14 protein-coding genes are annotated in these 12,223 nt (G+C 64.5%); 10 read left to right on the top strand and 4 right to left on the bottom strand.

The features are described from left to right. The first annotated feature begins 22 nt into the window (after positions 1 to 22). Positions 23 to 568: an oligoribonuclease gene (gene orn, locus J0M27_RS15510; protein ID WP_294993579.1), complete on the top strand. Its 546-nt coding sequence runs from the start codon at positions 23 to 25 to the stop codon at positions 566 to 568. On the opposite strand, the gene J0M27_RS15505 is transcribed toward orn, so the two are convergent. From J0M27_RS15505 to trxA, 4 genes are all read right to left on the bottom strand, one after another. Further along, positions 569 to 2,176, bottom strand: a complete 1,608-nt coding sequence (locus J0M27_RS15505; protein WP_294993576.1) for a hypothetical protein — start codon at positions 2,174 to 2,176, stop codon at positions 569 to 571. Positions 2,177 to 2,328: 152 nt separating this feature from the next. Then, positions 2,329 to 2,538, bottom strand: coding sequence for a 50S ribosomal protein L31 (gene rpmE, locus J0M27_RS15500; protein WP_294993572.1), 210 nt, complete (start codon positions 2,536 to 2,538; stop codon positions 2,329 to 2,331). Positions 2,539 to 2,662: 124 nt separating this feature from the next. Next, on the bottom strand, positions 2,663 to 3,922 hold the full coding sequence (gene rho / locus J0M27_RS15495) for a transcription termination factor Rho (RefSeq protein ID WP_294993570.1): 1,260 nt from the start codon (positions 3,920 to 3,922) through the stop codon (positions 2,663 to 2,665). 174 nt (positions 3,923 to 4,096) lie between these two features. Continuing rightward, a complete protein-coding gene (gene trxA / locus J0M27_RS15490; RefSeq protein WP_294993567.1) occupies positions 4,097 to 4,423 on the bottom strand; it encodes a thioredoxin TrxA in 327 nt (108 codons plus the stop codon). Positions 4,424 to 4,604: 181 nt separating this feature from the next. Here trxA and fdxA point away from each other — a divergent pair, with 181 nt between their 5' ends. Genes fdxA through asd form a run of 9 tightly spaced genes read left to right on the top strand, consistent with a single transcriptional unit; the run spans position 4,605 to position 11,973 of the window. Continuing rightward, on the top strand, positions 4,605 to 4,928 hold the full coding sequence (gene fdxA / locus J0M27_RS15485; protein ID WP_294993564.1) for a ferredoxin FdxA: 324 nt from the start codon (positions 4,605 to 4,607) through the stop codon (positions 4,926 to 4,928). 43 nt (positions 4,929 to 4,971) lie between these two features. Beyond that, positions 4,972 to 6,081 carry a chorismate synthase gene (aroC, locus tag J0M27_RS15480; RefSeq protein ID WP_294993561.1) on the top strand — a complete coding sequence of 370 codons (1,110 nt, stop codon included), beginning with the start codon at positions 4,972 to 4,974 and terminating at the stop codon, positions 6,079 to 6,081. A 47-nt stretch (positions 6,082 to 6,128) separates the two neighbouring features. Then, complete coding sequence (locus J0M27_RS15475) at positions 6,129 to 6,392, top strand: DUF465 domain-containing protein (RefSeq protein ID WP_294993558.1); 264 nt, start codon at positions 6,129 to 6,131, stop codon at positions 6,390 to 6,392. Continuing rightward, positions 6,389 to 7,546 (top strand): MFS transporter, encoded by a 1,158-nt coding sequence (locus J0M27_RS15470; RefSeq protein ID WP_294993555.1) that lies wholly within the window; start codon positions 6,389 to 6,391, stop codon positions 7,544 to 7,546. The genes J0M27_RS15475 and J0M27_RS15470 overlap by 4 nt, the downstream gene beginning before the upstream one ends. A 30-nt stretch (positions 7,547 to 7,576) precedes the next feature. Then, positions 7,577 to 8,983 carry a 3-isopropylmalate dehydratase large subunit gene (leuC, locus tag J0M27_RS15465; protein WP_294993552.1) on the top strand — a complete coding sequence of 469 codons (1,407 nt, stop codon included), beginning with the start codon at positions 7,577 to 7,579 and terminating at the stop codon, positions 8,981 to 8,983. Between the two features lie 26 nt (positions 8,984 to 9,009). After that, the gene (locus tag J0M27_RS15460) at positions 9,010 to 9,129 is read left to right on the top strand and encodes an entericidin A/B family lipoprotein (RefSeq protein WP_294993644.1); all 120 of its coding nucleotides are present in this window, start codon (positions 9,010 to 9,012) and stop codon (positions 9,127 to 9,129) included. After that, positions 9,129 to 9,767, top strand: coding sequence for a 3-isopropylmalate dehydratase small subunit (gene leuD, locus J0M27_RS15455; protein WP_294993550.1), 639 nt, complete (start codon positions 9,129 to 9,131; stop codon positions 9,765 to 9,767). Before J0M27_RS15460 ends, leuD begins: the two co-directional genes overlap by 1 nt. 10 nt (positions 9,768 to 9,777) lie before the next feature. Continuing rightward, positions 9,778 to 10,842 carry a 3-isopropylmalate dehydrogenase gene (leuB, locus tag J0M27_RS15450; RefSeq protein WP_294993547.1) on the top strand — a complete coding sequence of 355 codons (1,065 nt, stop codon included), beginning with the start codon at positions 9,778 to 9,780 and terminating at the stop codon, positions 10,840 to 10,842. Positions 10,843 to 10,863: 21 nt separating this feature from the next. Further along, a complete protein-coding gene (asd, locus tag J0M27_RS15445; RefSeq protein WP_294993544.1) occupies positions 10,864 to 11,973 on the top strand; it encodes an aspartate-semialdehyde dehydrogenase in 1,110 nt (369 codons plus the stop codon). The last annotated feature ends 250 nt before the right edge of the window (positions 11,974 to 12,223 follow it).

Here is a 12,223-nt window from a genome sequence, read left to right as displayed (position 1 = left end):
CCGGCAATGGCATTGGAAAATTATGGCACAGGATCAAAACGCGCTCGTCTGGCTGGACATGGAAATGACCGGTCTGCTCCCCGACAGCGATCGCATCATCGAGGTGGCGCTGGTGGTCACCAACTCCAACCTCGACATCGTTGCCGAAGCGCCGGTGTGGGTCGTGCATCAGCCGGACGAGGTGCTGGATCGCATGGACGAGTGGAATCGCGGCACCCATGGCAAGTCCGGCCTGACGGCGCGGGTCAAGTCGTCGATCCTGAGCGAGGCGCAGGTCGAGGAACAGGCGCTGGAGTTCCTGCGTCGCCACGTGCCCAAGGCGACGACGCCGATGTGCGGCAACTCGATCTGCCAGGACCGGCGCTTCCTCGCCAGGTACATGCCGAAGCTGGAAGACTGGTTCCACTATCGCAACCTCGACGTGTCCACGCTCAAGGAGCTGTGCAAGCGCTGGAAACCCGAAATCGCGAAAGGCCTGAAAAAGCACGGCAAGCACGAGGCGCTGGCGGACATCCTCGAATCGATCGAGGAGCTGAAGTATTACCGCGAGCATTTCCTCAAGCTTTGACTAGTCGGCGCGGCGGTACAGCCGCAGCCGTTCGCCCTTGTCGCCGGGGCGCGAGGCATCGCGCAACAAAATCCAGCCGTCGACGCCCTTGTCGGCGCGCGGCGTGGCCTGCACGATCAGGTAGCGGCATCCGCCGGCCTGGCTGGCGCCCACGGTGCGGATGCCATCGAAGTAATCGAGCGAGGCGCGCTGCGCCAGGCCGAGGCCGCGCCGCGCGATGCAGCCGGGATGCTTGCCCAGCACCTGGCGAAAGTCGGCGCTGACGCTACGGTAGGTCTTGCCATGGTCGATCCACGGCAGCCAGAGCAGCGTCAGCAGCACCCACATGGTGGTCAGGCCCACGCTCCAGCGCGCGGCGGCGCGCCACGGCGAGCGCGGCGTGCGCAGCATGACGGCGATCCAGGCGACGCTGACGGTGATCGCCAGCAGGATCACCAGCGGCGACGCGTCGGCGACGAAGCCGGGCGCGGGCTTGCTGAAATTCTTGGCCACGCGTTCCGGTTCGCCGGTCAGCATGGCGATGCCGCCCAGCCAGATCAGGCCGGCGACCAGGGTGAAGGTCATCATGCCGAACCAGTCGAAGGCGTTCGCCGCGCCGCGCCGCAGGCGTCCGGCGCAGGCGGCACCGAGCAGGGTCAGCGGCACCAGGCTCGGCAGCAGCGCGGTCGGCTTGGGCGTGTCGATGGCATAGGTCGCCAGACCCGCCAGCGTCGCCACCAGCAGCAGGAATGTATGCGCCGCGAAGGGACGGCGGCGTTCCAGCCAGAGGCTCCATAGCGCCAGCGGCAGCACCGGCCAGGCGGCCCAGGCCAGCAGTTCGAGGTGGTCGCGGGAGAAGCCGCCGGGCGGCGTGAAACTCGCCACTTCGGCATTCCACCAGATGTCGAACAGGGCCGGGCTTTGCTGCCAGAGCAGCAGCGGCCAGGGCAGGCTCAGCGCCAGGGCGGCGACGGCCGCTGCCGGCCAGGCAAGCAGGCTGTCGCGCGTGCGCCAGGCCGGGTGCAGCAGCAGCAGCAGGGCGGTGACGAGGCCGATCGCCATGCCGTTCACGCCGCTGCCGAGGAAACTCATGGCCAGCCCCAGGCCGAACAGCGCGCCTCCGGCCTGCGCCTGTCGCTGCCAGATCGTCAGCCCCCACAGGCTGAGGGCGAAGCCGGTGATGCCGGCCACCGCCGGCTGCGCCTCGTGCAGCGGCACCAGCAGGCCGAGCGTACCGATCGCCAGCAGCGGTGCGGCGAGCGCGGCGCTGCCGCCATGCAGCGCTTGCGCGGTGCGCGACAGTGCCAGCAACATGACCGCGCCGAACAGCGCCGACGCCAGGCGCGCCGCGTCGTGCCAGGGCAGCAACCAACCCAGTGCCTTGCCGCAGAGGGTGGCGACCCAGTGGTAAAGCGGCGGCGTGACCAGCCAGGGATCGCCGGCGATGCGCGGCACCAGCCAGTCGCCGCCGGACATGCCGAAGGCGACGCCGAGGTGCAGCGCGTCATCGGTCTTCCAGGGATCGTGGCCGACGGTTCCCGCCAGCAGCCAGATGGCGCACAGCAGCAGCGCACCGTAGCGCGCCGGTTTCGGTGCGGAGCCGGGATGGCGGTCGATCAGGTCATGCACGATGGGAGCTTACCAGCACGCGATTGCAGGATGTCGCCCCCGCGCCATGCGCGGGGACACATCGCGGGGATGTCGTCTCCGCTTGGGTGGAGGCACAAAAAAGGCAGCCCGACGGGCTGCCTTTTCTTGGCGCAACGCGGGTCCGTGCCGGCTCAGGCTGCCTTCTTGCCGTATTTCTGGCGGAAGCGCTCGACGCGGCCCGCGGTATCGACGATCTTCTGCTTGCCGGTGTAGAACGGATGGCAGGCGGAACAGACCTCGATGTGCAGCGGCTTGCCGCTGGTGGAGCGGGTGCTGAACTTGTTGCCACAACTGCAGGTGACTTCAATCTCGGCGTAATTCGGGTGGATGCCGGCTTTCATGGATTTTCCTTTCAGGATCAAGCGCGATTCGTGGGTTTGGCGAACCGACAGAGCCGCGCATTATCCGCTAATTTGCCGCAATGCGCAATCGTCCGGACAGCCTCACCCCTACCGCGGGGACAGGTCAGCGCTGGCGCATCGCGTCGAAGAACTCGCCGTTGTTCTTGGTGGCCTTGACCTTGTCCAGCAGGAACTCGGTCGCTTCCATGTCGTCCATGTTGTACAGCAGCTTGCGCAGCACCCACATCTTCTGCAGCACGGCGGGCATCAGCAGCAGCTCCTCGCGGCGGGTGCCGGAGCGATTGACGTTGATCGCCGGGTAGACGCGTTTTTCGGCCATCTTGCGGTCGAGGTGGATTTCCATGTTGCCGGTGCCCTTGAACTCCTCGTAGATCACGTCGTCCATGCGCGAGCCGGTTTCGATCAGGGCGGTGGCGATGATGGTCAGCGAACCGCCTTCCTCGACGTTGCGCGCGGCGCCGAAGAAGCGCTTGGGCTTTTGCAGGGCGTTGGCGTCCACGCCGCCGGTCAGCACCTTGCCGGAGGCCGGTTGCACGGTGTTGTAGGCGCGCGCCAGGCGGGTGATGGAGTCGAGCAGGATCACTACGTCGCGCTTGTGTTCGACCAGGCGCTTGGCCTTTTCGATCACCATCTCGGCGACCTGCACGTGGCGGGTGGCCGGTTCGTCGAAGGTCGAGGCGATCACCTCGCCCTTGACGGTGCGGGTCATTTCCGTGACTTCCTCGGGCCGTTCGTCGATCAGCAGCACGATCAGCGTGACGTCGGGATGGTTGGTGGTGATGGCGTGGGCCACGTGCTGCATCAGCACCGTCTTGCCGGCCTTGGGCGGCGACACGATGAGACCGCGCTGACCCTTGCCGATCGGCGCGATCATGTCGATCACGCGGCTGGTGATGTTTTCCTCGCTGCGGGTTTCGCGTTCCAGCAGCAGGTGCACCGTCGGGTGCAGCGGCGTCAGGTTCTCGAACAGGATCTTGTGCTTGGCCGCCTCGGGCGATTCGCCGTTGACGCGATCTACCTTGACCAGGGCGAAGTAGCGTTCGCCTTCCTTGGGGGTGCGGATTTCGCCTTCGATGGTGTCGCCGGAATGCAGGTTGAAACGCCGCACCTGGCTCGGGCTGATGTAGATGTCGTCGGTGCTGGCGAGGTAGGACTCCTCGGGGGCGCGCAGGAAGCCGAAGCCGTCGGGCAGGATTTCCAGGACGCCATCGCCGAAGATGGTCTCGCCTTTCTTGGCCTGGTTCTTCAGCAGGGCGTAGATCAATTCCTGCTTGCGCAGCCGGTTGGCGCCCTCGATGTTGTTGGTGGCCGCCATCTCCAGCAACTGGCTGACATGATGGGCTTTTAGCTCGGATAGATGCATGGATTACCTGCGCAGGGATTCCGGCGTAGGACGCCGGAACAGGGGAATCGCGGGGGTGAATTCAGGACTGAATTCGGACGGGAAAAGAGTCGGTCCGGCGGTGGAACGGCTTGGGCGCCGGATACTGCTGCTGCGACGGCCCGGAATCAGACTCCGGGCCGAAATGTAACGGGATCAGAGATTGCTGTCAATGAAGGCCGTCAGTTGGGACTTCGAAAGGGCGCCGACTTTTTGCGCCTCGACCGCGCCGCCCTTGAACAGCAGCAGGGTCGGAATGCCGCGGATGCCGAACTCGCCAGGGACCTTGGGGTTGTCGTCGATGTTGAGCTTGGCCACGCGCAGCTTGCCGGCGTAGTCCTTCGCGACATCGTCGAGAATTGGGGCGATCATCTTGCAGGGGCCGCACCATTCGGCCCAGAAGTCGACCAGGGTCGGCACGGCGGAGTCGAGAACCTCGGCCTTGAAAGTACTGTCGGTAACGTGGTGGATGTGTTCGCTCATGAATTCCTCGGGGGGGTTGCGCGCCGCGTGGGGCATTGGATGCCGGATGGCGCGATGGGATGCAAGGCCTGCATCGCCTGCAGGTATGAATGCTAGCAAAAAAAACCCGTCATGGCGAACAGCCGCGTGCGCCAAGCGGGCACGGCAATGGTAAATTGTCCGGCGAATACGGAGCCTGAACATGACCTACGTTGTCACCGAATCCTGCATCAAATGCAAATACACCGATTGCGTGGACGTTTGCCCCGTGGATTGCTTCCACGAGGGACCGAACTTCCTAGTCATCGATCCCGAGGAATGCATCGACTGCACCCTGTGCGTGGCCGAGTGTCCGGCCGAAGCCATCTTCGCCGAGGACGACGTGCCCAGGGGGCAGGAACACTTCACCGCACTGAATGCCGAGCTGACCAAGCTGTGGCCGGTCATCATCGAGCGCAAGGAGCCGCCGGCCGACGCCGACGAATGGCTCAAGAAGGACGGCAAGCTCGCCCTTCTGGAGCGTTGATCCTTCGCCGATACGCGGTTTTTTCGTAGTCTGGATTTATCCCATGGCCGGCAATACCTTCGGTTCGCTGTTCTGCGTCACCTCCTTCGGTGAATCCCACGGGCCGGCGATCGGCTGCGTGGTCGACGGCTGCCCGCCGGGCATGGAACTCACCGCCGCCGACATCCAGAATGAGCTCGACCGGCGCAAGCCTGGCACGTCGCGCCACGTCACGCAGCGCCGCGAGTCCGATACCGTGGAAATCCTGTCCGGCGTCTTCGAAGGGCGCACCACGGGCACTCCGATAGGTCTCCTGATCCGCAATGAGGACCAGCGCAGCAAGGACTACGGTGACATCGCGCAGAAGTTTCGCCCCGGCCACGCCGACTATACCTACTGGCAGAAATACGGCATCCGCGACCATCGTGGCGGCGGCCGTTCGTCGGCGCGCGAGACCGCGGTACGAGTCGCCGCCGGCGCCATCGCCCGCAAGTGGCTGCATGAACGTTACGGCGTCACGGTGCGCGCATGGATGAGCCGCCTGGGCGAGATCGACATTCCCTTCACCGACGAGTCCGCAATCGACGGCAACCCTTTCTTTGCGCCCGATTTTGCGGTCGTTGCCGAGCTCGAAGCCTACATGGACGCACTGCGCAAATCAGGGGATTCGGTGGGTGCCGAAGTTACGGTCATTGCGCGCGGCATGCCGGTGGGCTGGGGTGATCCGGTGTATGACCGACTCGACGCCGACATCGCCTACGCCATGATGGGCATCAACGCCGTCAAGGGCGTCGAGATCGGCGCGGGTTTCCGCTCCGTGACGCAGAAGGGCAGCGAACATGGCGATGAACTGACGCCACAGGGCTTCCTCGGCAACAACGCCGGCGGCGTGTTGGGCGGGATTTCCACCGGCCAGGAGGTGGTGGCGCGCATTGCGGTCAAGCCGACCTCCAGCATCCGCCTGCCGCGGCGGACCATCAATGTCGTCGGTGAAGCGACCGAAATCGCCACGCTCGGGCGCCACGATCCCTGCGTCGGCATTCGCGCCACGCCGATCGCCGAGGCTATGCTGGGTCTGGTCCTGATCGATGCCGCGCTGCGCCACCGCGCCCAGTGCGCCGACGTCGACTGCCCGACGCCGAAGATCGCGGCCAGGGCCCCGGGGCAGGGCTGATAGAATTTCTCAGAACCTTATCGAAAACTATATCCAGGGAAAAAATAATGCGCGTTGACCATCACGATCTCTATACCGAATTCCCCGACATGCGCGACGCCATCGACGCCTTGAAGGCGCAGGGCGGCTACATCGGCAGCCTGTTCGGGCGTTATAACCGCCTCACCGGCAAGGTCGAGGACCTCGAAGAGCACGACATGCCGGTCGCCGACTTCACGCTCGAGGACATGAAGAAGGCGCGGGTCAAGCTCAAGGACGAGATCTTCCATTTGCTGATGGCCTTCCGCGCCGGCCAGAAACACTCGGCTTGATTTTCCCGCCGCACGGCCGGCTGGCCGTCTGGTACTTCTGGTACTTCGCGTTCATCGGGGCCTTCCTGCCGTACTTCGCGCTGTACCTGCAATCCATAGGGCTGTCCGCCGGCCGCATCGCGGTGCTGATGTCGCTCGGCCAGTTCATGCGGCTGCTGGCGCCCCTGCTCTGGAGCTGGCTGGCCGACAGCAGCGGCCGGCGGGTGCGCATCGTCGTGGCGTCGTCGGCGGCCTCGCTGGCGAGCTTTTCCGCCGTGTTCCTGACCCAGGATTTCGTCGGCCTGCTGCTCGGCCTGGCACTGCTGCATTTCTTCTGGAGCGCCTCGCTGCCGCTGGTCGAAGCCCTGACCCTGGCGCATCTGGCGCCCAATCCGGAACGCTACGGGCGCATCCGGCTGTGGGGTTCGGTCGGCTTCATCGTCACCGTACTTGGTGTCGGGCTCCTCCTCGACTTTGCGCCGATCAGCGCTCAGCTCTGGGTCAGTTGGGCGCTGTTGCTGGGCGCCACCGTCAGCGCACTGACCCTGACCGAGGTGAACGGCGTGGCAGGACAAGTTGCCGGCCAGATCATGGACGTGCTGCGCCAGCGCAAGGTGCTATTCCTGCTGGCCGCCGGGTTGTTCATGAACGCCGCCCATGGAGCGCTCTACGTTTTCTATTCGATCCACCTGGTGGCTCAGGGCTATGGAAAGACGCTGGTCGGTTTGTTGTGGACCCTCGGCGTAGTGGCGGAAATCGTGGTTTTCCTTGCGATGCCGCGCATCGCGCGATGGATTTCGATGCGGCGCATCCTCCTTGCCTGCTTCATCCTCGCGGTGCTGCGCTTCCTGGTGATCGGCTGGGCTGTCGAGTTCGTCGTCCTGCTGTTCATCGCGCAACTGCTGCACGGCGCCAGTTTCGGCGCGCACCACGCGGCCACCATGGCGGCGCTCAACCGCTGGTTCGTCGCCGGCCAGCAGGCGCGGGCGCAGGCGCTGTATGGCAGCGTGGCCTATGGTGCGGGTGGCCTGGGTGGCGCGCTGCTGGCCGGCATCCTGTGGGACAGCGCCGGCGCGGCGATCACTTTCAGCGCTGCTTCCGGGCTTGCCCTGATCGGCCTGATTCTGGTCTGGCGCGGCGTTCCGGCGGAATCGGCACGGGAGCCTGTGCGATAATCGCCGGTCCAGTTCGCACCACCTGACATCATGGCAAGAACGCTTTACGAAAAACTTTGGGACAGCCACGTGGTCCATGTCGAAGACGACGGCACGGCGCTGCTCTACATCGATCGCCACCTGGTGCACGAAGTCACCAGCCCGCAGGCCTTCGAGGGCCTCAAACTGGCCGGGCGCAAGCCCTGGCGCGTGGGTTCCATCGTTGCCACGGCCGACCACAACACGCCGACCTCGCACTGGGAACAGGGCATCACCGATCCGATCTCGCGCCAGCAGGTAGAAACGCTCGACGCCAATATCCGCGAAGTCGGCGCGCTGGCCTACTTCCCGTTCAAGGACAAGCGCCAGGGCATCGTCCATGTCGTCGGTCCGGAGAACGGCGCCACGCTGCCCGGCATGACCGTGGTCTGCGGCGATTCGCACACCTCGACGCATGGCGCCTTCGCCTGCCTCGCGCACGGCATCGGCACCTCGGAGGTCGAACATGTGCTGGCGACGCAATGCCTGCTGCAGAAGAAGTCGAAGACCATGCTGGTGAGGGTCGATGGAAAAGTCGGCGCCGGCGTCACGGCGAAGGACATCGTGCTGGCGCTGATCGGCCGCATCGGTACGGCGGGCGGTACCGGCCATGCAATCGAATTCGGCGGCGCGGCGATCCGCGCGCTGTCGATGGAGGGCCGCATGACGGTGTGCAACATGGCGATCGAGGCCGGCGCCCGGGTTGGCTTCGTTGCCGCGGACGACACCACCATCGCCTATCTCAAGGGCCTCAGCTTCGCGCCCAGGGGCGCTGACTGGGACAAGGCCGTGGCCCATTGGCGCGGCCTGGTATCGGACCCCGATGCGCGCTTCGACGCGGTGATCGAGATGGATGCAAGCCGCATCGTGCCTCAAGTGACCTGGGGCACCTCGCCCGAAATGGTCACCGGCATCGACGGTACCGTCCCGGCACCCGAGGATTTCAAGGATCCGGTGAAGAGCGAAGGCGTGGCTCGCGCGCTGCAATACATGGGCCTGACGCCGCGCATGCGCATCGACCAGATTGCCATCGACAAGGTCTTCATCGGTTCCTGCACCAATTCCCGCATCGAAGACCTGCGTGCTGCCGCCGCCGTGGCCCGGGGTCGCCGCGTCGCCGCCAATGTGAAGCTCGCATTGGTGGTGCCGGGCTCCGGCCTGATCAAGGCGCAGGCGGAGGCAGAAGGCCTGGACAAGGTCCTCACCGCCGCCGGCTTCGAGTGGCGCCAGCCGGGCTGCTCGATGTGCCTGGCCATGAACGACGATCGCCTGAACCCGGGCGAGCGTTGCGCCTCTACCTCGAATCGTAATTTTGAAGGCCGCCAGGGTGCGGGCGGCCGCACCCACCTGGTCAGTCCGGCGATGGCGGCAGCGGCGGCGATCGCCGGCCGTTTTGCCGATGTTCGTGAATTGTCGTAAGGAGAATTTTCGTGAGCAACAAGCCCCTGTCCCGCATCCTGGTTGCTATCGCATTGACGCTTGCCCTGTCCGCCTGCAATACCGTATCCGGCATCGGCAAGGATATCAAGAAGGGTGGCGAAGCCATCGAGAAGTCGGCCAAGTAATGGAAAAGTTCATCAAGCTCGACGGCCTGGTTGCGCCACTCGATCGCGCCAACGTCGATACCGATGCCATCATCCCCAAGCAGTTCCTCAAGTCGATCAAACGATCCGGCTTCGGTCCGAATGCGTTCGACGAATGGCGCTACATGGATCATGGCGAACCCGGCCAGGATTGTGCGAAGCGGCCTAAGAACCCTAATTTCGTGCTCAACCAGGAACGCTACCAGGGTGCGTCCATCCTTCTGGCGCGCAGCAATTTCGGTTGCGGCTCGTCGCGCGAGCATGCGCCCTGGGCGCTGCACGACTTCGGCTTTCGCGCCATCATCGGCGAATCCTTCGCCGACATCTTTTTCAGCAATTCCTTCAAGAACGGCCTCCTGCCGGTGGTCCTGCCCAAGGCTGAAATCGATGCCCTGTTCGGCCTGACGGAACACACACCGGGCTATCGCCTGACGGTCGATCTTCCCGCGCAACTGGTGTTGCGGCCCGACGGGCATGCGATTCCTTTCGAGGTCGACGCGTTTCGCAAGGAATGCATGCTCAACGGTTGGGATGACGTTGGCCTGACCCTGCGGCACGCCGAAAAGATTCGCGAATTCGAGGCACGGCGCCGCACCGAGCAACCCTGGCTTTTTGCCTGAAGGAAATTCGATGAAGATCTGCGTTCTCCCCGGCGACGGCATCGGCCCGGAAATCATGGCCGAGGCGGTGCGCATCCTCAAGGCGCTGGACCTCGGGCTGGAACTGGAAGAAGCCCTGCTCGGCGGCTGCGCGGTCGATGCCACCGGCAACCCCTATCCGGAAGCCACGCAACGGCTTGCGCTGGCGGCGGACGCCGTGCTGCTGGGGGCCGTGGGTGGTCCGCAATGGGACAACAACCCGCGCGAGCAGCGGCCTGAACGCGGCCTGCTGGGCATTCGCAAGCAGCTCGGGCTGTTCGCGAACCTGCGCCCGGCGATCCTGTATCCGGAACTCGCCAATGCCTCGACGCTCAAGCCCGAAGTCGTGGCCGGCCTCGACATCCTGATTGTGCGCGAACTGACCGGCGACATCTATTTCGGCCAGCCGCGCGGCATCGAGGTGCGCGATGTTGACGGCCAGAGCCAGCGCTTCGGCTTCAACACCATGCATTACACCGAGAGCGAGATCCGCCGCATCGTGCGCGTCGCCTTCGAGGCGGCGCGCAAGCGCCGCAAGAAACTGTGCTCGGTGGACAAGATGAACGTGCTCGAGTGCACCCAGCTCTGGCGCGATGTGGCGACCGAGACGGCGAAGGAATACCCTGACGTCGAACTCACCCACATGCTGGTGGACAATGCCGCCATGCAGTTGGTAAAGAATCCCAAGCAGTTCGACGTCATGGTCACCGGCAACATGTTCGGCGACATCCTGTCCGACGAAGCCTCGATGCTGACAGGTTCGATCGGCATGCTGCCCTCGGCTTCTCTCGACGCGAACAACAAGGGTCTCTACGAACCCTCGCACGGGTCAGCGCCCGACATTGCCGGCAAGGGCGTGGCCAATCCTCTGGCGACGATCCTTTCCGCCGCCATGATGCTGCGCTACACTTTCGCGAACGAAGCCGCTGCCGGGCGCATCGAGGCCGCCGTGAAGAAGGTCCTTGCACAGGGTTTCCGCACCGGCGACATTTTTGAACCCGGCACCAGGAAGGTCGGCACCCGGGAAATGGGCGATGCGGTGGTCGCGGCGCTGTAGTCCGATAATGAAAGATTGATCATGAAGCGAGTGGGTCTGGTGGGTTGGCGTGGCATGGTGGGTTCGGTCCTGATGCAGCGCATGCGTGAGGAGGGCGATTTCGCCCTCATCGAACCGGTATTCTTCACGACCTCGAATCCCGGCGGCAAGGCCCCGGCTTTCGCCGATGGCGCGCCTCCGCTCAAGGATGCGAAGGACATCGATGCGCTGCGGCACCTGGACATAATCATCAGCTGCCAGGGCGGTGACTACACCACCGAGGTTTTCCCGAAGCTGCGCTCGGCGGGCTGGAACGGCCACTGGATCGACGCCGCGTCGAGCCTGCGCATGAAGGACGACTGCGTGATCATCCTCGATCCGGTCAACATGGACGTGATCAAGGACGCGCTGGCCAAGGGTGGCCGCAACTGGATCGGCGGCAACTGCACGGTCAGCCTGATGATGATGGCGCTGGGCGGCCTGTTCAAGGCCGGGCTGATCGAGTGGATGACCTCGATGACCTATCAGGCGGCATCCGGCGCCGGGGCGCAGAACATGCGCGAACTGCTGTCGCAGATGGGCGAGGCGCACCGCGTGGTGAAGGGACTGCTCGACGATCCGGCCTCGGCGATTCTCGACATCGACCGCGAAGTGGCGGGCATCCTGCGCGATGACGGCTTCCCGACCGCCAACTTCGGCGTGCCGCTGGCTGGCTCGCTGATTCCCTGGATCGACAAGGACCTCGGAAATGGGCAAAGCCGCGAGGAATGGAAGGGGCAGGCCGAGACCAACAAGATCCTCGGCCGTGGCGCCGCGCCGATTCCGGTCGACGGCCTGTGCGTCCGTATCGGTGCAATGCGCTGCCACTCGCAGGCGATGACCATCAAGCTTGCCCGCGATGTTCCGCTTGACGAAATCGATGGCCTGCTGGCGGCGCACAACGACTGGGTCAAGGTTGTCCCCAACCAGCGTGACGTTACCCTGAAGGAGTTGACCCCCACCGCGGTGACCGGAACCTTGGGCATTCCCGTCGGTCGCCTGCGCAAGCTCAGCATGGGGCCGCAATACCTGTCGGCGTTTACCGTGGGTGATCAACTGCTGTGGGGAGCCGCCGAGCCCCTGCGACGCATGTTGCGCATCCTGTTGCATTGATGCTGCGAGCTCCGTGCCGCCGGAATGTGATGGGAAGGTTGAGCTTGCATCGCTAACATCATGATGTTATTTTAGTTACGGTTGCCGGGGTTGTCCCGGGAACCTAGGGGTCGAGCCGCTGGCGGGTTTTCGGCGATGACCAATGCGCGAAGCGCCGAAAAGACTGGCGTCAACCCTTACTGAAACAGGAGGTTTTGGTTTCGGCACAAACGCCAATGAATCAGGCGTTGGCCTCCACTGAAACAGGAGG

The organism is Sulfuritalea sp. (genome assembly GCF_017302275.1).
GTDB lineage: Bacteria > Pseudomonadota > Gammaproteobacteria > Burkholderiales > Rhodocyclaceae > Sulfuritalea.
Note: the sequence above shows the minus strand (reverse complement) of the source record. Positions and strands in the feature narration are given on the sequence as shown.

What these genes read in the sequence shown, in the direction of transcription:
- asd (WP_294993544.1), top strand. Translation starts at nt 10,864, where the DNA reads ATGAAGCGAGTGGGTCTGGTGGGTTGGCGTGGCATGGTGGGTTCGGTC.
- leuD (WP_294993550.1), top strand. Translation starts at nt 9,129, where the DNA reads ATGGAAAAGTTCATCAAGCTCGACGGCCTGGTTGCGCCACTCGATCGC.
- fdxA (WP_294993564.1), top strand. Translation starts at nt 4,605, where the DNA reads ATGACCTACGTTGTCACCGAATCCTGCATCAAATGCAAATACACCGAT.
- aroC (WP_294993561.1), top strand. Translation starts at nt 4,972, where the DNA reads ATGGCCGGCAATACCTTCGGTTCGCTGTTCTGCGTCACCTCCTTCGGT.
- rpmE (WP_294993572.1), bottom strand. Translation starts at nt 2,538, where the DNA reads ATGAAAGCCGGCATCCACCCGAATTACGCCGAGATTGAAGTCACCTGC.
- trxA (WP_294993567.1), bottom strand. Translation starts at nt 4,423, where the DNA reads ATGAGCGAACACATCCACCACGTTACCGACAGTACTTTCAAGGCCGAG.
- orn (WP_294993579.1), top strand. Translation starts at nt 23, where the DNA reads ATGGCACAGGATCAAAACGCGCTCGTCTGGCTGGACATGGAAATGACC.
- rho (WP_294993570.1), bottom strand. Translation starts at nt 3,922, where the DNA reads ATGCATCTATCCGAGCTAAAAGCCCATCATGTCAGCCAGTTGCTGGAG.
- J0M27_RS15475 (WP_294993558.1), top strand. Translation starts at nt 6,129, where the DNA reads ATGCGCGTTGACCATCACGATCTCTATACCGAATTCCCCGACATGCGC.
- leuB (WP_294993547.1), top strand. Translation starts at nt 9,778, where the DNA reads ATGAAGATCTGCGTTCTCCCCGGCGACGGCATCGGCCCGGAAATCATG.
- leuC (WP_294993552.1), top strand. Translation starts at nt 7,577, where the DNA reads ATGGCAAGAACGCTTTACGAAAAACTTTGGGACAGCCACGTGGTCCAT.